General features: G+C 71.6%; 18 protein-coding genes. 9 read left to right on the forward strand and 9 right to left on the reverse strand.

What is annotated here, in order from left to right; all coding sequences use genetic code 11:
• The first annotated feature begins 7 nt into the window (after positions 1–7).
• The 7 genes from ACH499_RS20560 to ACH499_RS20590 all read left to right on the forward strand — a co-directional run bounded on the left by ACH499_RS20560 (position 8) and on the right by ACH499_RS20590 (position 6,821).
• The gene (locus ACH499_RS20560) at positions 8–421 is read left to right on the forward strand and encodes a roadblock/LC7 domain-containing protein (RefSeq protein ID WP_003973453.1); all 414 of its coding nucleotides are present in this window, start codon (positions 8–10) and stop codon (positions 419–421) included.
• Positions 422–532: 111 nt separating this feature from the next.
• Positions 533–931, forward strand: coding sequence for a DUF742 domain-containing protein (locus ACH499_RS20565; RefSeq protein WP_003997626.1), 399 nt, complete (start codon positions 533–535; stop codon positions 929–931).
• Positions 912–1,487 (forward strand): ATP/GTP-binding protein, encoded by a 576-nt coding sequence (locus ACH499_RS20570; protein WP_356200703.1) that lies wholly within the window; start codon positions 912–914, stop codon positions 1,485–1,487. The genes ACH499_RS20565 and ACH499_RS20570 overlap by 20 nt, the downstream gene beginning before the upstream one ends.
• A gap of 402 nt (positions 1,488–1,889) precedes the next feature.
• Positions 1,890–5,159 carry a nitrate- and nitrite sensing domain-containing protein gene (locus ACH499_RS20575; protein ID WP_399017401.1) on the forward strand — a complete coding sequence of 1,090 codons (3,270 nt, stop codon included), beginning with the start codon at positions 1,890–1,892 and terminating at the stop codon, positions 5,157–5,159.
• Between the two features lie 10 nt (positions 5,160–5,169).
• The gene (locus tag ACH499_RS20580; protein WP_004983065.1) at positions 5,170–5,583 is read left to right on the forward strand and encodes a roadblock/LC7 domain-containing protein; all 414 of its coding nucleotides are present in this window, start codon (positions 5,170–5,172) and stop codon (positions 5,581–5,583) included.
• A gap of 94 nt (positions 5,584–5,677) precedes the next feature.
• Entirely contained in the window at positions 5,678–6,259 is a 582-nt protein-coding gene (locus ACH499_RS20585; RefSeq protein WP_356200700.1) for a DUF742 domain-containing protein, read from the forward strand.
• Complete coding sequence (locus ACH499_RS20590) at positions 6,240–6,821, forward strand: ATP/GTP-binding protein (protein WP_356200698.1); 582 nt, start codon at positions 6,240–6,242, stop codon at positions 6,819–6,821. Before ACH499_RS20585 ends, ACH499_RS20590 begins: the two co-directional genes overlap by 20 nt.
• Before the next feature lie 193 nt (positions 6,822–7,014).
• On the opposite strand, the gene ACH499_RS20595 is transcribed toward ACH499_RS20590, so the two are convergent.
• Complete coding sequence (locus tag ACH499_RS20595; RefSeq protein WP_356200695.1) at positions 7,015–7,206, reverse strand: acyl-CoA carboxylase epsilon subunit; 192 nt, start codon at positions 7,204–7,206, stop codon at positions 7,015–7,017.
• Between the two features lie 17 nt (positions 7,207–7,223).
• Positions 7,224–8,807, reverse strand: coding sequence for an acyl-CoA carboxylase subunit beta (locus ACH499_RS20600; protein ID WP_356200694.1), 1,584 nt, complete (start codon positions 8,805–8,807; stop codon positions 7,224–7,226).
• Positions 8,808–9,161: 354 nt separating this feature from the next.
• Between ACH499_RS20600 and ACH499_RS20605 the strand changes: the two genes are divergently transcribed.
• The gene (locus ACH499_RS20605) at positions 9,162–9,761 is read left to right on the forward strand and encodes a YceI family protein (protein ID WP_356200693.1); all 600 of its coding nucleotides are present in this window, start codon (positions 9,162–9,164) and stop codon (positions 9,759–9,761) included.
• Here ACH499_RS20605 and ACH499_RS20610 read toward each other — a convergent pair.
• On the reverse strand, positions 9,748–10,086 hold the full coding sequence (locus ACH499_RS20610; protein WP_399017501.1) for a cysteine hydrolase family protein: 339 nt from the start codon (positions 10,084–10,086) through the stop codon (positions 9,748–9,750). The two genes, ACH499_RS20605 and ACH499_RS20610, sit on opposite strands and share 14 nt — an antisense overlap.
• Before the next feature lie 277 nt (positions 10,087–10,363).
• On the opposite strand from ACH499_RS20610, the gene ACH499_RS20615 reads away from it, so the two are divergent.
• A complete protein-coding gene (locus ACH499_RS20615; RefSeq protein WP_399017404.1) occupies positions 10,364–11,530 on the forward strand; it encodes a Cmx/CmrA family chloramphenicol efflux MFS transporter in 1,167 nt (388 codons plus the stop codon).
• 364 nt (positions 11,531–11,894) lie between these two features.
• Here ACH499_RS20615 and ACH499_RS20620 read toward each other — a convergent pair whose 3' ends face one another.
• The 6 genes from ACH499_RS20620 to ureA form a co-directional block, all read right to left on the reverse strand.
• On the reverse strand, positions 11,895–13,241 hold the full coding sequence (locus ACH499_RS20620) for a hypothetical protein (RefSeq protein WP_399017406.1): 1,347 nt from the start codon (positions 13,239–13,241) through the stop codon (positions 11,895–11,897).
• Positions 13,242–13,301: 60 nt separating this feature from the next.
• Positions 13,302–14,906 (reverse strand): citramalate synthase, encoded by a 1,605-nt coding sequence (gene cimA / locus ACH499_RS20625; RefSeq protein ID WP_356200687.1) that lies wholly within the window; start codon positions 14,904–14,906, stop codon positions 13,302–13,304.
• Between the two features lie 308 nt (positions 14,907–15,214).
• Positions 15,215–15,817 carry a TetR/AcrR family transcriptional regulator gene (locus ACH499_RS20630; RefSeq protein WP_356200685.1) on the reverse strand — a complete coding sequence of 201 codons (603 nt, stop codon included), beginning with the start codon at positions 15,815–15,817 and terminating at the stop codon, positions 15,215–15,217.
• 9 nt (positions 15,818–15,826) lie between these two features.
• Positions 15,827–16,861, reverse strand: a complete 1,035-nt coding sequence (locus tag ACH499_RS20635; protein WP_356200684.1) for an agmatine deiminase family protein — start codon at positions 16,859–16,861, stop codon at positions 15,827–15,829.
• A 23-nt stretch (positions 16,862–16,884) separates the two neighbouring features.
• Positions 16,885–18,594 (reverse strand): urease subunit alpha, encoded by a 1,710-nt coding sequence (locus ACH499_RS20640; RefSeq protein WP_399017409.1) that lies wholly within the window; start codon positions 18,592–18,594, stop codon positions 16,885–16,887.
• Complete coding sequence (ureA, locus tag ACH499_RS20645; RefSeq protein ID WP_399017411.1) at positions 18,591–19,295, reverse strand: urease subunit gamma; 705 nt, start codon at positions 19,293–19,295, stop codon at positions 18,591–18,593. Before ureA ends, ACH499_RS20640 begins: the two co-directional genes overlap by 4 nt.
• Between the last annotated feature and the right edge of the window lie 122 nt (positions 19,296–19,417).

The following is a 19,417-nucleotide window of genomic DNA, read 5'->3' on the forward strand; positions in this document are numbered from 1 at the left end:
GAGCCCGATGAGCCAGGCGGCACAGAACCTCAACTGGTTGATCACGAATTTCGTGGACAACACCCCAGGGGTGTCCCACACCGTCGTCGTGTCCGCCGACGGTCTCCTTCTGGCGATGTCGGAAGGCTTCCCGCGCGACCGCGCCGACCAGCTCGCGGCGGTCGCCTCGGGACTGACCTCGCTGACCGCCGGGGCCTCCCGGATCTTCGAGGGCGGCAACGTGGCGCAGACCGTCGTGGAGATGGAACGCGGGTTCCTCTTCCTGATGTCCGTCTCGGACGGCTCGTCCCTGGCCGTTCTCGCGCACCCGGAGTGCGACATCGGCCTCGTCGGCTACGAGATGGCGCTGCTGGTCGACCGGGCGGGCGCGGTCCTCACCCCGGACCTCCGCGCCGAGCTCCAAGGCAGTCTGCTCCACTGATCGGTCCCGGCACCACCCGTCTCACCAAATCACCGTCCGGCCGCCACAATCCCCCCACCGGCCTCGTCAGACGGCACGACTGACCAACCTGCTGTCCCGCCCGGAGGATTCATGACCCCGCCCACCGCCTCTCATGATCCGTACGCGGAGCCGTACGAGGACGAGGGCGACCAGCCGCTGGTACGTCCGTACGCGATGACCGGCGGCCGGACCAGGCCGCGCTATCAGCTCGCCATCGAGGCGCTGATCAGCACGACGGCCGACCCGGCTGCGCTCATGGGGCTGCTCCCCGAGCACCAGCGCATCTGCCACCTGTGCCGCGAGGTCAAGTCGGTGGCGGAGGTGTCGGCACTGCTGTCGATGCCGCTGGGCGTGGCCAGAATCCTCGTCGCGGACCTCGCAGAGGCGGGGCTCGTCGCCATCCACCAGCCGGGCGGCGACGAGAACAACGGCGGTGCACCGGACGTGACACTGCTCGAAAGGGTGCTCAGTGGACTTCGCAAGCTCTGACGGAGGACGGGCGACCACCTCCGCGAAGATCGTGGTGGCCGGCGGCTTCGGCGTCGGCAAGACCACGTTCGTGGGCGCCGTCTCCGAGATCAACCCGCTGCGCACCGAGGCCGTGATGACCTCCGCCAGCGCGGGGATCGACGACCTCACGCACACCGGGGGCAAGACGACCACCACGGTCGCCATGGACTTCGGACGCATCACGCTGGACGAGGACCTGATCCTGTACCTGTTCGGTACGCCCGGTCAGGACCGGTTCTGGTTCATGTGGGACGACCTGGTGCGCGGCGCCATCGGCGCGATCGTGTTGTGCGACACCCGCCGACTGGCCGACTGCTTCCCGGCGGTGGACTACTTCGAGAACAGCGGTCTGCCGTTCGTGGTCGCGCTCAACGGCTTCGACGGGCAGCAGCCCTACAGCCCGGACGAGGTGCGCGAGGCGCTGCAGATCGGCCCCGACACCCCGATCATCACGACCGACGCCCGGCACCGGGCGGACGCCAAGAGCGCGCTGATCACGCTGGTGGAGCACGCGCTGATGGCACGGCTGAGGTAGGTCCGGCGGCCGGGAAGATCCAAGTCTGCAGGTAACTACGGCAGTTGTCGTAGGCGTACCGGAGCCGGTCTGTGTCCTTTGACACGGTCGGCTCCGGTGTTCATAACGTTTCGGCAGAGGAAATGGGTGATGCCGACACAGCTCGCGTTCGACCGGTGTCGCTGTGCGCACGAACGTCCCGTCTTTTGACGGGCCTCGCTCTTTATGACCGTTTTATCTGGGGCTTACCTCACGTGTAACCCCCCGGTTCCACTGTTTGGAAGAGCACAGGTCGTCGTGCTGGAATGCGAGAACTGCCCGACGGCCGAGACGTACTCAGCAGTAACACGTACTCGACGGCGTATCGGGCGCTGAGACACTGCGGCACGCGTAGGTGCCGACCGCCGAGAGGTTGTTGGTCGAGTGAGGCGAAGCAATAACAGTCCCGAGCCATCGGCCCGGGGCAACTTCACCCCGCCGCCGCGCGCAGCGGCGCCCTCCCCCGTACCGGCTGCGGAACCTACGGCCGCGCCCGCCTCCAGTGGCGGCCGCTTCTCCCCGCGCAACTGGCGGGTGCCCGCCCGACTGAACGCGATCCTGCTCATACCCGCGCTGGTCGGCCTCGTCATGGGCGGCATCCAGGTCAAGAGCTCGATCGACACCTGGCAGGACGCCGAGGACGCCGAGAACACCGCGCGCCTGGTGCGGGCCTCCCTCCACTACGCCAACACCCTCTACAACGAGCGCGACAGCACCGCCGCCCCGCTGCTGAGCGGCAAGGGCGACAAGGACGAGACGGTCGTCAAGGCCCGCCGGGCCACCGACGCCGCCGCAGCCGCCTTCGACGAGGCCGCGCGGAACATGCCCGCCAAGCCCGGTCTGGAGCGCCGGCTGAAGGTCTTCCTCGACCAGGAACCCAAGCTCCAGACGCTGCGCGCGGCCGCCTACACCTCCAAGCTCAAGGGCGTGGAGACCGAGGAGGGCTACACCGCGGTGGCCCACCCCCTGATGGAGTTCGCCAACGAACTCGGTCTGGGCACCGGCAACATCACCTCCTACGGCCGTACCGTCTACGCGATCTCCCTGACCAAGGCGGCGCTCTCGCTGGAGCGCTCCATCGGCATGCACATGCTGGTCAAGCCGGGTCCCGAGCCGAGCCACCTCGCCAGCCAGCGGGTCGCCCTGTCCTCGTACGCCTACCTCGAGCGCATCGCCGTGGAGGAGTACATCGGCGGCGGTACCGAGGCGGACGCGCAGAAGCTCAAGGACGCCGAGGCGAAGGTGAAGGAGGACGGCGCGGCCATGGCCAAGGAGGCCAAGGCCAAGGACGCGGACTACGTGCCGCCGCCCGCGAACCCCACCACCATGGTCTCCGAGCTGGCCGGGCTGGACTCCACGGGCGCCGGTGCCCGCGCCGACCTGGCGGAGCAGGGCATCACGCCGGAGAACTGGTGGGCCGTCAACACCCTCAAGTTCGACGCCTACAGCGAGATCGAGACGGATCTGGCCGACAAGGCCGTGGCCGAGGCGTCCGCCATCGCCGACGACGCCGAGCAGGACACCTACATCACCGGTGCGGCGGTCGTCGTCGCCCTGCTGGCCGCGTTCGTCCTGGCCGGCATGGTGGCCCGCCAGATGAGCCGCTCCATGCGCCGGCTCCGCAACGCCGCCTTCGGCATCGCCGAGCAGCGCCTGCCGATGCTGGTCGACCAGCTCTCCCGCACCGACCCGGGCCGGGTCGACACCCGGGTGGCCCCCATCCCGATCACCTCCACCGACGAGATCGGCGAAGTCGCCCGCGCCTTCGACCAGGTGCACCGCGAGGCGGTCCGGCTCGCCTCCGAGCAGGCCCTGCTCCGGGGCAACATCAACGCGATCTTCACCAACCTGTCGCGCCGCAACCAGTCGCTGATCGAGGGCCAGCTCGGCCTGATCACCGAACTGGAGAACAACGAGGCCGACCCGGACCAGCTCGAGAACCTCTTCCGGCTGGACCACCTCGCCACCCGTATGCGCCGCAACGGCGAGAACCTCCTGGTCCTCGCCGGCGAGGAGCCCGGCCGCCGCTGGGACCAGCCGGTCCCGCTGGTCGACGTGCTGCGCGCCGCCTCCTCCGAGGTGGAGCAGTACGAGCGCATCGAGCTGTCCGGGGTCCCGGATGCCGAGATCCACGGCCGGGCCGTGACCGACCTCGTGCACCTGCTCGCCGAGCTGCTGGAGAACGCGACGACGTTCTCCTCCCCGCAGACCAAGGTCCGCGTCACCGCGACCCGGCTGCCCGACGGCCGCGTGATGGTCGAGATCCACGACAAGGGCATCGGCCTGACCGCCGAGGACTTCGCGGACATCAACCACAAGCTGGCCAACCCGCCGACCGTGGACGCCGCGATCTCGCAGCGCATGGGCCTGTTCGTGGTCGGCCGGCTGTCCGACCGGCACGGCATCCGCGTCCAGCTCCGCCCCTCCGGCGAGCAGGCGGGCACCACCTCGCTGGTCATGCTGCCGGACGCCATCACGCACGGCGGCGGCGGCGAACAGCAGATGCAGCGCGACGAGTTCACCGTCTCGCAGATCATCCCGGAGCAGGACTTCCAGAGCGAGGGCTTCGGCCAGGTCGGCCAGCCCATGCGCACCGCCGCCGAGCTGGGCTTCGACGACAGCCGTTACAGCGACGTCCCCGACGACCTCCGCGATCTCGACCCCGTCGGCCGCTCCCTGATGCGCGAGGGGCGCCGCGCGGCCCTGGAGGCCCAGGCGCACCCCGAGCAGCCCGGTGCCGCGGAGCACGAGCACGCCGAGCAGTCCGGCTACCAGGACCAGTTCACCGGCCGGCAGCCCGTCTACGACCAGGGTCAGGGCGGCTACCAGGACCAGCAGACCGGTTCGTACGAGCAGCCGTCGGCCTACACCGGCGGGCAGCCGGTGTACGAGGAGCCTCAGCAGCCGGCGTACGACGAGCAGTACTACGCGCCTAACGGCGGCATGCCGCAGGGCGACGGCTACGCGGCGGACGGCGGCTACGCCGGCCCGGCCTACGCGGAGCCGGACACCCACGGGCACCGGCCGGCCGGCGCCGACGGCCAGGAGGCCTTCCCGGCCTTCGAGCAGCGTCGCCACCAGGACGACTGGCCGCAGCAGGACGGCTACCACAACGGCTACGGGGACCAGTACCCTGCGGAGGCCCAGGAGACGGGATCCGCCCAGGCCACTGACGTGGCGGACGCGGAGCACGTAGGCTTCGACCGTCCGGGGCCGGCCTCCTCCGCCGCCCACGAACTCACCGACGCCGGCCTTCCGCGCCGCGGTTCCACCGCGGGCGGTCCGGGCGAGGCGAGGCGCGTGGACCACGAGTCGCCGGCCGCGCCGCCGGCGGGCGGCGGCACCGGCGGCTGGCGCTCGGCCAACGACGAGCGCTGGCAGCAGGCCTCACAACTGCGCAAGCCGAAGGCGGGCGGGGTCACCTCCTCGGGCCTGCCGCGGCGGGTGCCCAAGGCCAACCTGGTCGAGGGCGCCGCCGAAACCACCCCTCAGGGAGGCCCGCAGGTCTCCCGCGCCCCGGAGGACGTCCGGGGCAGGCTGAGCAACCTGCGGCGCGGCGTCCAACGGGGCCGCAACGCAGGCAGTGAATCGAACGGCCAGGACACGGGGACTGAACACCGTGGTCCTGACAGCACCTACAACCAGGAGCGTTAGTGTGAGCCCGATGAGCCAGGCGGCACAGAACCTGAACTGGTTGATCACCAACTTCGTGGACAACACCCCGGGGGTGTCCCACACCGTGGTGGTCTCCGCCGACGGACTCCTTCTGGCGATGTCCGAAGGGTTCCCGCGCGACCGCGCCGACCAGCTCGCCGCCGTCGCCTCCGGTCTGACCTCGCTGACCGCCGGCGCCTCGCGCATCTTCGAGGGCGGCAGCGTGAACCAGACGGTTGTGGAGATGGAGCGGGGATTCCTCTTCATCATGTCCATCTCCGACGGTTCCTCGCTCGCCGTTCTCGCACACCCGGAGGCGGACATCGGCCTCATTGGGTACGAGATGGCCCTTCTGGTGGACCGTGCCGGCACGGTCCTGACGCCGGATCTGCGCGCCGAGCTCCAGGGGAGCCTTCTCAACTAAAGGACAGACGGTGCGTTTTGGCGTCCCGTGGCCGTAAAGTTTCGGGACGCGGCTCCACAGTGATGGGTGCCAGGCACAGTCGGAGGAGGAGAAAGTGGCAACACCCCCAGACGGTCCGTCTTCGGGCAACTGGTCGTACGGCCCCGCACAGGGCCGTGGCGACGTCTCGGCGAACGGGTACGACGGGTACGGCTTCCCCTCCGCACCGGGCCACCAGCAGCCGTACGCCCCGCAGGGCCCCGGCCCTTCGCCGTACGACCAGCCGCACGCTCCCCGCATCCAGCCCGTGCAGCCGCAGCGCCATACCCCTGAGCCGGCGCCCGCGGGGGCGTCGAACAACCCCCTGGTGCGCCCGTACGCCATGACGGGCGGCCGCACCAGGCCGCGGTACCAGCTCGCCATCGAGGCGCTGGTCCACACCACCGCGCAGCCGCACCAGATGCAGGGCCAGTTGCCCGAGCATCAGCGGATCTGCAACCTCTGCCGGGAGATCAAGTCGGTGGCCGAGATCTCGGCCCTCCTGACGATCCCTCTCGGCGTGGCCAGGATCCTCGTCGCCGACTTGGCGGAGGCGGGCCTGGTCGCCATCCATCAGCCCGGCGGCGACGAGAACGCCGGCGGCCAGCCAGACGTGACACTGCTCGAAAGGGTGCTCAGTGGACTTCGCAACCTCTAGCGGAGGGCCTTCCCGCTCCACCACGTCCGCGAAGATCGTGGTGGCGGGCGGTTTCGGCGTGGGCAAGACCACGTTCGTCGGCGCCGTCTCGGAGATCAACCCGCTGCGCACAGAGGCCGTGATGACGTCCGCGTCGGCGGGCATCGACGACCTCACCCACACCGGGGACAAGACGACCACCACGGTCGCCATGGACTTCGGACGCATCACGCTGGACCAGGACCTGATCCTCTACCTGTTCGGTACGCCCGGTCAGGACCGCTTCTGGTTCATGTGGGACGACCTGGTGCGCGGCGCCATCGGCGCGGTCGTCCTGGTCGACACGCGGAGGCTCGCCGACTGCTTCCCCGCCGTCGACTACTTCGAGAACAGCGGCCTGCCGTTCGTGATCGCCCTGAACGGCTTCGACGGCCAGCAGCCGTACAACCCGGACGAGGTGCGCGAGGCGCTCCAGATCGGACCGGACACCCCCATCATCACGACGGACGCCCGGCACCGTGCGGACGCGAAGTCCACGCTGATCACTCTCGTGGAGCACGCCCTCATGGCCCGCCTGCGGTAACGTTCCGCGGCGTACGGGGCCGGCACCTCGTGGCGCCGGCCGTGCGAAGCCCCCTGCGGCCACCGGCCGCCGGGGGCTCCTGCATGGCCGGGTGCGGGCCGTCCATGGCTCGTCGTGCGGTCCCCCACGCCCCGTCGGGGCACGCGAAGAGGCCCCCTCCGTGACGGCGGGGGCCTCTTTCGTGTGTCCGGGGTCAGCGCCAGCTGTGCGGGGCGCGGAAGCCCGGCTCACGCTCCAGGCGGCGCCAGCCCGCGCGGACGCGGCCGTGGGACGGGGCGATCTCGGCCGGGCGGGCGGCGGCGCGAGCGAGGAGGAGGGCCGTGATCGCGGCGACCTCCTCGGGCTCGGCGTGGCCCTTCTCGACGCGGATGTCGGCAGGGGACATGGGAGTGGCTCCTCGGGTCACTGCGGCGGGTTGCCGTGCTTGCGGGAGGGCAGGTCGGCGTGCTTGGTCTGCAGCATCGCCAGGGACCGGATCAGCACCTCGCGGGTCTCCGCGGGGTCGATCACGTCGTCGACGAGGCCGCGTTCGGCCGCGTAGTACGGGTGCATCAGCTCCGCCTTGTACTCCTTGACCATCTTCTGCCGCATGGCCTCGGGGTCCTCGGCCCCCGCGATCTGACGGCGGAAGATGACGTTGGCGGCGCCCTCGGCACCCATCACGGCGATCTCGTTGGTCGGCCAGGCATAGGTCAGGTCGGCGCCGATGGACTGGGAGTCCATGACGATGTACGCGCCGCCGTAGGCCTTGCGCAGGATCAGCGAGATCCGCGGCACCGTCGCGTTGCAGTACGCGTACAGCAGCTTGGCGCCGTGCCGGATGATCCCGCCGTGCTCCTGGTCGACACCGGGCAGGAAGCCGGGCACGTCCAGGAACGTCACGATCGGGATGTTGAACGCGTCGCACATCTGCACGAACCGCGCGGCCTTCTCCGACGCCTCGATGTCCAGCACACCGGCGAGCGACTGCGGCTGGTTGGCGACGATGCCGACGACCTGCCCGTCCAGGCGGGCGAGCGCGCAGATGATGTTGCGGGCCCAGCGCTCGTGGACCTCGAGGTACTCGCCGTCGTCGACGATCTCCTCGATGACCTTCGTCATGTCGTACGGGCGGTTGCCGTCCGCCGGCACCAGGTCCAGCAGCACGTCCGAGCGCCGCTCGACGGGGTCGGAGCTCTCGGCGCGCGGCGGGTTCTCCCGGTTGTTCTGCGGCAGCAGCGACAGGAGGTAGCGCACCTCGGCGATGCACGTCTCCTCGTCGTCGTAGGCGAAGTGGCACACGCCGGAGGTCTCGGCGTGCACATCGGCGCCGCCCAGCCCGTTCTGGGTGATCTCCTCGCCGGTGACCGCCTTGACGACGTCCGGGCCGGTGATGAACATCTGCGAGGTCTCGCGGACCATGAAGACGAAGTCCGTCAGGGCGGGGCTGTAGGCCGCGCCGCCCGCGCACGGGCCGAGCATGACGCTGATCTGCGGGATGACCCCGGACGCCTTGGTGTTGCGCTGGAAGATGCCGCCGTAGCCGGCGAGCGCGCTCACACCCTCCTGGATGCGGGCGCCGGCGCCGTCGTTCAGGGACACCAGCGGGGCACCGGCCGCGATGGCCATGTCCATGATCTTGTGGATCTTCGTGGCGTGCGCCTCGCCCAGCGCGCCGCCGAAGATCCGGAAGTCGTGCGCGTAGACGAAGACCGTCCGGCCCTCCACCGTGCCCCAGCCGGTGATGACACCGTCCGTGTACGGCTTCTTCGCCTCCAGACCGAACCCGGTCGCCCGGTGCCGGCGCAACTGCTCGACCTCGCGGAAGGACCCGGGGTCCAGGAGCAGCTCGATGCGCTCCCGGGCCGTCAGCTTGCCCTTGGCGTGCTGCGCCGCCGTCGCCTTCTCGCTCGGCCCGGCCAGAGCCTGCGCACGGATCCCGTGCAGCTCGGCCACCCGCCCGCGCGCGTCCGTCGGCTCACCGAGCGCCTCATCCAAAACGGTCATGTAGCGACTCTACGAAGGAGACGGCGAAAGCGAGCCGTCGACTCCGTACAGTCTCCGACGCGTTTTCCTGGTACCACTGAACAGAACCTCCTCACCATGCAGCCGTTTCGACTGCTCAGAGGGCCTGGAGCTTGTAGAGGTCTCACAAAGCGGGTACCTGAGAGCCGTTTCACTTTCCTGCATGGTTCATACCACCTCTGGAGTGACACGGAGGGTGCGGCCGACGGCCGGAGGCGCTCGCCCGAAGAAACTTCCGCCGAGGATGTTGAATATTGAACGGAATAGCGCTACGGTCGTTCCCGTTGGTGATTGAACATTCAACGAATCCGTTGAACCGCATCCAAGGAGAACGTCATGGGACTCTTCGGCAAAAAGACCGCCACCCCCGCCGCCCCCGCCGCCGTCAGCCCCGACCTGGCCGCGCTCACCGGTGACTACCAGATCGACCCGTCGCACAGCACGATCGGCTTCGTCGCCCGCCACGCCATGGTCACGAACGTCAAGGGCAAGTTCCTCGACTTCACCGGCACGCTGCGCCTGGACGGTACCGACCCGTCGCGTTCCACGGCGTCCCTCGACGTCACGATGGACAGCATCGACACCGGCTCCGCCGACCGCGACGGCCACCTGAAGAGCGCGGACTTCTTCAAGACGGACGAGTTCCCGGCGATGACCTTCCGCTCCACCAAGGCGGAGGCACTCGGTGGCGACGACTACCGCATCACCGGTGACCTGACCATCCTCGGCACCACCAAGCCGCTCACCATCGACCTGGAGTTCAACGGCTCCGCCACCGACCCGTTCGGCAACGAGCGCGTCGGCTTCGAGGGCAAGGCGGAGATCCTGCGCTCCGAGTGGGGTCTGACCTGGAACGCGGCCCTGGAGACCGGTGGCGTCCTGGTCTCCGACAAGATCAAGCTCAACTTCGACATCTCGGCGATCAAGCAGGCGTGAGGCGTCCGGCCCCCTCGGGGGCGGTGAAGTCCACATCGGCGGCGGCCCGGACCCGAACACGGCGGCCGGGCCGGCCGATCGTCCGGCAGATCGCGTTGTACTGGGCGATCGAGCGGTCCGCCCGGACCAGATCGGTGTCCTGCTCACCGCGCCGCGAGGTGGTGTGCCCGTCGGCCACGACGACGAGGTCGTACCCCCGGCTCAGCGCCTGCCGCGCCGTGGTGTCCACGCAGATCTCCGTGGCGAACCCGGTCACGATCAGCTCGGTGACGCCGACAGCCTCCAGCGTCGGGCCGAGATCGGTGCCCAGGAAGGTGCGCGACAGGGGATCACGCCAACGACCGCGCGCCGGTGCCGTCTCCGCTTACCGCGCACCCGTTCAAATCACTCGTGCCGGGCCCGCTCAGGCGCTAGCCTGTCCTGCGTGAACAGCCCCGAAGCGTCAAGACCCAGGCCACCGGCTCTCCGGTGGCCTTTCGTGATGCCGAGCTGAAGGGGCGCGCTCCGCGCGTACCCGAAGTCGCCGCTGTCGTGAACGCCACCGGACGGCCGTCCCGCCGTGTCGTGTCCGACGTCGACTTCCGGGTTGCGGAGTTTTCTTCATGCCGTTCGCTCTTCTTCTTCTGGGCCTTGCCGTGTTCGCCCAGGGGACATCCGAGTTCATGCTGTCCGGGCTGGTGCCGGACATCGCCGAGGACCTGCGGGTCTCCGTCCCGGCGGCGGGGGCGCTGACCTCCGCCTTCGCCGTGGGGATGGTCGTCGGGGCGCCGCTGATGGCGGGGCTCGCCCGCCGATGGTCGCGGCGCGGGGCCCTGCTGGGGTTCCTCCTCGTCTTCCTGTCCGTCCATGTCGTCGGTGCCCTCACCGGCAGTTTCGCCGTGCTGCTCGTCACCCGGGTGGCCGGCGCCCTGGCCAACGCGGGCTTCCTTGCCGTCGCCCTGGTGACCGCCGCCTCCCTGGCCGGGCCCGGGGCGAAGGGGCGGGCCACGTCCATCCTGCTGGGCGGTGTCACGCTGGCCTGCGTGATCGGGGTGCCCGCCGGGGCGCTGCTCGGGCAGGTGTGGGGCTGGCGGTCGGCGTTCTGGGCGGTGGCCCTGCTGTCGGTGCCCGCCGTCGTCGCCGTCGCCCGCTCGGTGCCGGCCGGGGCCGCCGACGCCGCGGCTCCCCCGCTCCGTGGCGAGCTGGGTGTCCTGCGCGGGCCGCGGCTCCAGGCCGCGCTGCTGCTGGGCGCGCTGGTGAACGGCGCCACGTTCTGTACGTTCACCTACCTCGCGCCGCTCGCCACCGAGGCCGGCGGGCTGGACGGCGCGTGGACGCCCGGGGTGCTGGCGCTGTTCGGTGCGGGGTCGTTCGCCGGGGTGAGCGCGGCCGGGCGGTTCGCCGACCGGCGCCCGGTGCTGGTGGTGACGGCGGGCGGGGCCGCGCTGTGCGCCGGGTGGGCCGTCCTCGCGCTCGGCGCCGGCGACCCGGTGCTGCTGCTCGGGCTCGTCTTCGTGCAGGGCGCGCTGTCCTTCGGCGTCGGGTCCACGCTGATCGCCCAGGTGCTGTACGCGGCGCAGGGCGCGCCGACCCTGGCCGGCGGCTTCGCCACGGCCGCGTTCAACGTGGGCGCGGCGCTGGGCCCGTGGGCCGGGGGCGCGGCCATCGGGGCGGGGCTCGGCTACCGCTCGCCGGTGTGGGTGAGCGCTGCCCTCGCCGCGAGCGCCGTCACCCTCGCCCTCGCCACGGCGCCGGGTGCCGTACGGGCCTGGCGCACCGGGCGCGCCTGAGCCGGGGCTGCGCGGGGCGGGTCACCGCTCGGCCCGGGCCGCGGAGGACCGGCGCACGCCGGTCCCTGTGCCCGGGCCGCGCGGCAGCGGACGGCACACGACGGGCCGGGCCCGGCGAGGCGACTGCTCACCGCTACGGCGGAAGCGGTGCGGCGGCCCGGCACGGCTTGCGGGCACCGCGACGCGGACGCTCGCGGTTACGGGGCGCAGTGCCCCGACCCGGTCGGTCGGCCGGGCACCGCGAGGAGGCTGCTCGAAGGTGCGGCGGTGCGGGGCCTGCCACGCGTGCTTCCCGGTGGTGGTCCGGGGCGGCGCGGTGCCGCTGGTGTCCGGCGTCGGGACGTGCGCGCCGGGCGGGGCCCGGTCAGAAGCCTCCGCCGAAGTCGCCTCCGCCGCCGAAGTCCCCTCCGCCGAAACCGCCCCCGAAGTCGCCGCCGAAGTCGCCGGGGTCGAAGTCGGCGCCGGAGACGTCGCCGCCGCCGTAACCGCCGAAGTCGCCGTACCCGGCGCCGTAGTCGGCCGCGTAGGCCGGGGTGGCCATCATGCTGCCCAGCATCGTGCCGACGAGCAGGCCGGGCAGGATGCCGCCGCCGAAGTAGCCGCCCGCCCAGGGGCCGTAGGCCGGGCCCGCGTCCCAGTAGGGGCGGCGGCCGTAGTCGGTGTCGACCTCGCGGACCATGGGGTCCCGGCCGTCGGAGAGACGGGCCCGGTCGGCCGCGCAGACCGGCACCTCGCGGGTGGTGCCGCCCGGCGGCGTCCAGGTGGCGTCGGCGACGGACGGGCCGTGGCGCGGGTCGAAGAAGCAGGGCGGCCGGCGTTCGGGCAGGGGCCTGCCCTCACGGCGGGCGGCGAGCTGCGCCAGCGAGAAGCGCCCGTCCTCCAGCGCTTCGGTGACCCCGCGCACGTCCTCCGGCCTGCGGGCGTCGGCCATGTACCGCTTGGCCTGGTCGTAGGCGTCCAGCGCGCGTTCGTAGTCGGCGCGCATCGCGTCGTCCGCGCCGGGTTCGGCGGGGTGGAAGTCCAGGCGGTCGAGTTCCTCGCCGAACGCGGTGATGTCCTCGTCGACCACCACCCGCAGCCGTTCCAGCGCCGCCCGCCGCTCCTCCTCGCGGCGGTGCCGGTTGCGCCGGGCCAGCGCGTAGGCGCCCGCGCCGCCCGCCACCACCACCGCGCCGGCGCCGATCAGGGCGCCCGTCGAGACGGAGGAGCCGCCCGAGTCCCAGGAGGCGGGGGCCGAGCCGTGCACGCTGCGCAGCGCGTCGTCGACGAAGTCGTTGAGCTGGGCCTTCGGGTCGCCCGCGCCCTGTACCGCCGTGACCAGGTTGTTCACGCCCTGGCGGCTCAGCACGCTGCTGTCGGCGCGCGCGTCGAAGCGGTCGCCGAGGCGGATGCCGTACAGACCGGTGACGCCGGTCTCGGTGCGGAGGTTCTGGAAGAGGTTCTGCGTCGGGTAGTCCGCCGGCAGGACCGTGACGAAGACCGGCTCGTCGGCGCTCTTGATCTTGTCGGCGAGCGCCTCGGCGTCCGCCTTCGACAGCAGGTCGGAGGCGGCCGGGTCCACGTACACGGGACTCTCCCGCAGCGCCGCGCCGATCGCGGACACGTCCGTGGCCGCGTGGGCGCCGGGCGCGCCGGCCATCAGTACCGCCAGGGCGGCGACGACCGGCACGACCAGGAGGCGTATGAGGACTTGCGTGCTAGCGCCCTTCATACGTTCGAAAGTACCCGAATCGCCATCAATGAGACACCGGCGCGGGGGCCGGCCGCCCGCTCACCGGGCCGGCGAGACCCCCGCTCGCAGGAGGCCGTAGGTGTACGCGTCCTCCAGCGCCTGCCAGGACGCGGCGATGACGTTGTCCGCGACGCCCACCGTGGACCACTCCCCCGCCCCGTCGGTCGTGGAGATGAGGACCCGGGTCGTGGACTGGGTGCCGTGCACGCCCTCCAGGATGCGGACCTTGTAGTCGACCAGCTCCAGCTTGGCGAGCTCCGGGTAGATCTTCTCCAGCGCCACGCGCAGCGCGCGGTCCAGGGCGTTGACCGGGCCGTTGCCCTCGGCCGTGGCGACGATGCGCTCGCCCTTGGCCCACAGCTTCACGGTCGCCTCGTTGGCGTGGCTGCCGTCGGGGCGGTCCTCGACGATCGCGCGCCAGGACTCGACGTCGAAGTAGCGCAGCGGCTTGCCCTCGGCCTCCGCGCGCAGCAGCAGCTCGAAGCTCGCGTCGGCCGCCTCGTAGGTGTAGCCCGCCAGCTCGCGTTCCTTCACCCGCTCCACGACCCGGCCGACCAGTTCGCGGTCGCCGCCGAGGTCGATGCCCAGCTCCTTGCCCTTGAGCTCGACGGAGGCGCGGCCGGCCATGTCGGAGACCAGCATCCGCATGGTGTTGCCGACCAGCTCGGGGTCGATGTGCTGGTACAGGTCCGGGTCGACCTTGATCGCGGAGGCGTGCAGCCCGGCCTTGTGCGCGAAGGCGGAGACACCGACGTAGGGCTGGTGGGTGGAGGGAGTGAGGTTGACGACCTCGGCGATGGCGTGGGAGATCCGCGTCATGTCCCGCAGCCGGCCCTCGGGGAGCACCTTCTTGCCGTACTTCAGCTCCAGCGCGGCGACGACCGGGAAGAGGTTGGCGTTGCCGACGCGCTCGCCGTAGCCGTTGGCCGTGCACTGGACGTGGGTCGCGCCCGCGTCGACCGCGGCGAGGGTGTTGGCGACCGCGCACCCGGTGTCGTCCTGGGCGTGGATGCCGAGCCGCGCGCCGGTGTCGGCCAGCACCGTGGCGACCACGGCCTGGATCTGCGCCGGGAGCATGCCGCCGTTGGTGTCGCACAGCACGACGACGTCGGCGCCCGCCTCGGAGGCGGCGCGGACGACGGCCTTCGCGTAGGCGGGGTTGGCGCGGTAGCCGTCGAAGAAGTGCTCGCAGTCGACGAAGACCCGGCGGCCCTCGGCCTTCAGGTGGGAGACCGTGTCCGCGACCATGGCCAGGTTCTCGTCGAGCGTGGTGCGCAGCGCCAGTTCGACGTGGCGGTCGTGGGACTTGGCGACCAGCGTGACGACCGGGGCGCCGGACTCCAGCAGCGCCCTGACCTGGGGGTCCTCGGCGGCGGTCGTACCGGCGCGGCGGGTGGAGCCGAAGGCGACCAGTTGGGCGTGGCGGAACTCGATCTCCTGCTGGGCGCGGGCGAAGAACTCGGTGTCCCGGGGGTTGGCGCCGGGCCAGCCGCCCTCGATGAAGCCCACTCCGAAGTCGTCCAGGTGCCGTGCGATGGCCAGCTTGTCCGCGACCGTGAGGTTGATGCCCTCGCGCTGCGCGCCGTCGCGCAGGGTGGTGTCGAAGACGTGGAACGAATCGTCGAGTTCGCTGGGTGCGGTCATGATCTGAAGGCTCCTGACATGGGATCTCGGTCTACCGGAATGACCGGTTCCACCGCCCCTATGATCCCTCGCGCTCCCTTCCCGGATCGGGGTGGGCCGGGAAAACGAAAAACCTCTCGCGGGTGCGAGAGGTCTGCGCGCGGGTCGAGGACGACGGTGTCCACCCGTACCTGGTCGTACGCGGTGGTCACTGCGGACCGGCGCGCCTGCTGCCAATAATCATGGCGAACGAGAGCACGGGGGCAGTCTGGCACAGTCCGTCCCCTTGGTCTCCGCCCGTCTCAGGATGCGAGCGGACGGCGTCCGGATCAGGTGCGGACGTCGAGGTTCTCGGCGAGGAACTCCCGCACGTGCCCGAGGACCTGGGCCCGGTCGGTGCCGCGCAGGCCGATCGCCACATGGATGGCGAAGCCGTCGAGGAGGGCACGCAGCCGGGCCGCGAAACGGTCCGCGTCGACCGGGCGGAACTCGCCCCGTGAGACGCCCTCGGCGAGCAGCGCGACCAGGTCGCGGTGCCAGGCGCCCTCGATGGCGGCCTGCCGGTCACGGGCGTCGTCGGGGGCGTTCTGCGAGCGGTTCCACACCTCCAGCCACAGCGTCCAGTGCGGGTCGCGGTGGCCGTCGGGCACATAGAGGTCGACGTAGGCGTCGAGGCGTTCGCGGACCGTGCCCGGGCGGGTGAGCAGACGGCCGCGTTCGACGCCGAGCCGGCCCTCGCTCCACTCCAGGGTGCGCAGCAGCAGTTCGTCCTTGGAGTGGAAGTAGTAGAGGAGATGGCCGCTGCTCATGCCGACCTCGCGGCCGAGCGCCGCCATGGTGAGCTTCTCCAGGCCGCGCTCGGCGATCATCTCCATGGCGGCGGCGAGCACGTCCTCGCGCGGCGGGGCCTGTCTGCGCCCACCACCGGCCATCTGCTGCTCCTAGATCCTCGGCTGCTGCTGGGTGATGCAGTGGATGCCTCCGCCACCCGCGAAGATCGTACGCGCGTCCACCAGGGTGACCGTGCGCCGCGGGTGGAGACGGCGGAAGATGCCGGCCGCGATCTCGTCGCGCGGGTCGTCGAAGCCGCACAGGACGACGCCGTCGTTGCACAGGTAGTGGTTGATGTAGGAGTAGTCGACCCAGTGGCCGTCGGCCTCCAGGACGGTCGGGGCGGGGACCTCGACGACCTCCAGGGCGCGGCCGCGGGCGTCGGTGGCCGAACGCAGGATGCCGATGGCCTCCTTGGTGACCTCGTGGTCGGGGTGGGCCGGGTCGGGCTGGTGGTGGGCGACGACGACGCCCGGCGCGGCGAAGGCGGCGACGATGTCCACGTGGCCGAGGGTGCCGAAGCCGTACGGCGGATAGTCGGAGGTCAGACCGCGCGGCAGCCAGATCGCCCGGCTGGTACCGAGGTGGGCGTGGATCTCCGCCTCGACCTCTTCCCTGCTCCAGTGGGGGTTGCGCTCGGGGCCGAGCTGGACGGTCTCGGTGAGCAGCACCGTGCCCTCGCCGTCCACGTGGATGCCGCCGCCCTCGTTGACGAGGGAGGAGCGGTACGTCCGGGCGCCCGCGAGGTCGGAGACGAACGCGCCGATCTTCGCGTCGTGCTCCCAGCGGGCCCAGTCCTGGGCGCCCCAGCCGTTGAAGGTCCAGTCGACGGCGGCGAGTTCGCGGCCGTCGGTGAGGAAGGTGGGGCCGATGTCCCGCATCCAGGCGTCGTCCAGCTCGCGCTCGACCGTCTCTATGTCCTCGCCCAGCAGCGCCCGCGCCTCGGCGGACTGGCCGGGGCCGCAGACCACGGTCACCGGCTCGAAGCGGCGCACGGCGCGCGCCACGGACGCCCAGGCGGCGCGGGCCGCGGCCAGGTCCTCCGGGTCGTCGAAGGTGGGGTTGGGGCCGGGCCAGGCCATCCAGGTGCGCTCATGCGGGGCCCACTCGGGAGGCATGCGGAAGCCGTCGGCGGCGGGGGTCATGGCGGGTGCCTTCACAGGAACCTTCACAGGAAGTAGAGACGGTTGAGGGAGACGGACTCGGCCGGTTCGGAGCGCAGCGGGTCGCCGTCGAGGGTGACCAGGCCGGTGCGCTGGTCGACGTCGACCTGGCCGGTACGGGAGTTCAGGCGCAGGTCGGCCGGGCCGATGCCGCGGGTGCCGCGCACCGCGACGCGGCGGCGGCGGGTCGGCATGGTGTCGCGGCCCTGGTCGAGGGCGGCCTGGGCGACGAAGGCCACGGAGATGTCGGCGGGCGTGGCGCCGTGCGCGCCGAACTGCGGGCCCATGACGAGGGGTTCGCAGGTGTCGGTGGCCGCGTTCGGGTCGCCGACCACGCCGTACGCCGGGAAACCCGACTTCAGGACGAGCTGCGGCTTGGCCCCGAAGTACTCCGGGCGCCACAGGACGATGTCGGCCAGCTTGCCGACCTCGATCGAGCCGACCTCGTGGGCCAGGCCGTGGGCGATGGCCGGGTTGATGGTCAGCTTCGCCATGTAGCGCAGGACGCGCTCGTTGTCGTGCTCGTCGGGGGCGCCGAACTGGGCCTTCATCTTGCCGGCCATGGCGAAGGTGCGGCGGACGGTCTCGCCGGCGCGGCCCATGCCCTGGGCGTCGGAGGAGGTGATGCCGATGGCGCCCAGGTCGTGCAGCACGTCCTCGGCGCCCATGGTCCCGGCGCGGATGCGGTCGCGGGCCATCGCGGCGTCGCCGGGCAGCTCGGGCTTGAGGTCGTGGACGGAGACGATCATGCCGTAGTGCTCGGCGACCGCGTCCCGCCCGAAGGGCAGGGTGGGGTTGGTGGAGGAGCCGATGACGTGGGGGACGCCGGCCATCTTGAGCACGTTGGGGACGTGTCCGCCGCCGCAGCCCTCGATGTGGAAGGCGTGGATGGTGCGGCCCTCCAGGACACGGAGGGTGTCCTCGACGGAGAGGCATTCGTTGAGGCCGTCGCTGTGCAGGGCGACCTGGACGTCGTGCTCCTCGGCGACGCGCAGGGCGGTGTCGAGGGCGCGGGTGTGGGCGCCCATGTCCTCGTGCACCTTGAAGCCGGACGCCCCGCCCTCGGCCAGCGCCTCGATCAGCGGGGCCTCGTGGGAGGAGGAACCCCGGCCCAGGAAGCCGATGTTGACGGGCCAGGCGTCGAACGCGCCGAACGCGTGCTTCAGCGCCCAGGGAGAGTTGACGCCGACGCCCCAGACGGGGCCGAACTCCTGGCCGATGATCGTCGTCACGCCGGAGGCCAGCGACGCCTCCATGATGCGCGGCGAGAGCAGGTGCACATGGGTGTCGACGGCCCCGGCGGTGGCGATGAGGCCCTCGCCGGACACGATGGACGTGCCCGTGCCGACCACGACGTCCACGCCGTCGAGGGTGTCGGGGTTCCCGGCCCGGCCGATCGCCGAGATCCGGCCCTCGCGGATGCCGATGGAGACCTTCCTGATCCCCTGCACGGCGTCGATCACGACGACGTTGCTGATGACGACGTCGCAGGTCTCGCGGACGGCGGCGGCCTTGAGGTGGAGTCCGTCGCGGGCGGTCTTGCCGAAGCCGGCGAGGAACTCGTCGCCGTAGCGCTGGGCGTCGGACTCGACCCGGACGGTCAGCCCGCTGTCGCCGAGGCGGACGCGGTCGCCGGCCCGGGGGCCGTGGGTGGCCGCGTACTCGTACGGCGTGAGGTGGCGGGGTTCGGCCGGGTGGCCTCCGGGGCGGCTCATCGCTCGGCCTCCTGTTCCGTGGTGTCGGGTACGCCGAGGTAGCCGCAGGCGGCGGCCCTGCGCAGCGCCTCCTGCTTGGCGCCGGGCGCGTCCAGCGGTCCGTCGACCAGTCCGGCGAAGCCGACGGCGATCCGCGCGCCGCCGATCGGCACCAGCCCGACCTCGTGGGACTCGCCCGGCCCGAAGCGCACGGACGACCCGGCGGGGACCGCGAGCCGCATGCCGTAGGCCCGCTCGCGGTCGAAGTCCAGGCGGGGGTTGGCCTCGAAGAAGTGGAAGTGCGAGGTGACGGAGACGGGCACGGTCGCGGTGTTGGCGACCGTCAGCCGCACGTGGGCCTCGGGGTCGGCGTGCTGGGGGCCGGGCAGCAGCGCGCCGGGAGCCGCCTCGCCCAGCCCGCCGCCGATGGGGTCGGAGACGACCGCGAGCCGGGAGCCGTCGTCGAAGACGGCCTCGACGTGCACCTCGGTGACCACGTCGGCGACGCCGGGCAGCACGTCGTCGGGGCCGAGCACGGAGCGGGCGCGCTCGACGGCCTCCGCGAGGCGCGCGCCGTCGCGGGCGGCCTCGCACACGGTGTCCGCGATCAGGGCCGTCGCCTCGGGCACGTTCAGCCGCAGCCCCCTGGCCCGGCGGGCGCGGGCCAGCTCGGCCGCCCCGAAGAGCAGCAGCCGGTCACGTTCCGTGGGGGTCAGTCTCACGACGCGGCACCTCCTTGCCTTCCACAGATTAGAGCATCACTCTAAACGTCGAATTCATGGAACGGAACCGTTGACGTTTACACCTGGCGGACGTCACATTGAACGTCGCTCAAACCCTCTGG

Source organism: Streptomyces sp. NPDC018947, from assembly GCF_044390505.1.
Classification (GTDB): domain Bacteria; phylum Actinomycetota; class Actinomycetes; order Streptomycetales; family Streptomycetaceae; genus Streptomyces.

Excerpts from the sequence above, each read along its gene's own strand:
- ACH499_RS20560 (WP_003973453.1), top strand. The coding sequence starts at position 8 with ATGAGCCAGGCGGCACAGAACCTCAACTGGTTGATCACGAATTTCGTG.
- ACH499_RS20620 (WP_399017406.1), bottom strand. The coding sequence starts at position 13,241 with ATGAAGGGCGCTAGCACGCAAGTCCTCATACGCCTCCTGGTCGTGCCG.
- cimA (WP_356200687.1), bottom strand. The coding sequence starts at position 14,906 with ATGACCGCACCCAGCGAACTCGACGATTCGTTCCACGTCTTCGACACC.
- ACH499_RS20600 (WP_356200694.1), bottom strand. The coding sequence starts at position 8,807 with ATGACCGTTTTGGATGAGGCGCTCGGTGAGCCGACGGACGCGCGCGGG.
- ACH499_RS20640 (WP_399017409.1), bottom strand. The coding sequence starts at position 18,594 with ATGAGCCGCCCCGGAGGCCACCCGGCCGAACCCCGCCACCTCACGCCG.
- ACH499_RS20605 (WP_356200693.1), top strand. The coding sequence starts at position 9,162 with ATGGGACTCTTCGGCAAAAAGACCGCCACCCCCGCCGCCCCCGCCGCC.
- ACH499_RS20565 (WP_003997626.1), top strand. The coding sequence starts at position 533 with ATGACCCCGCCCACCGCCTCTCATGATCCGTACGCGGAGCCGTACGAG.
- ACH499_RS20580 (WP_004983065.1), top strand. The coding sequence starts at position 5,170 with ATGAGCCAGGCGGCACAGAACCTGAACTGGTTGATCACCAACTTCGTG.
- ACH499_RS20630 (WP_356200685.1), bottom strand. The coding sequence starts at position 15,817 with ATGGCCGGTGGTGGGCGCAGACAGGCCCCGCCGCGCGAGGACGTGCTC.
- ACH499_RS20615 (WP_399017404.1), top strand. The coding sequence starts at position 10,364 with ATGCCGTTCGCTCTTCTTCTTCTGGGCCTTGCCGTGTTCGCCCAGGGG.
- ACH499_RS20595 (WP_356200695.1), bottom strand. The coding sequence starts at position 7,206 with ATGTCCCCTGCCGACATCCGCGTCGAGAAGGGCCACGCCGAGCCCGAG.
- ACH499_RS20635 (WP_356200684.1), bottom strand. The coding sequence starts at position 16,861 with ATGACCCCCGCCGCCGACGGCTTCCGCATGCCTCCCGAGTGGGCCCCG.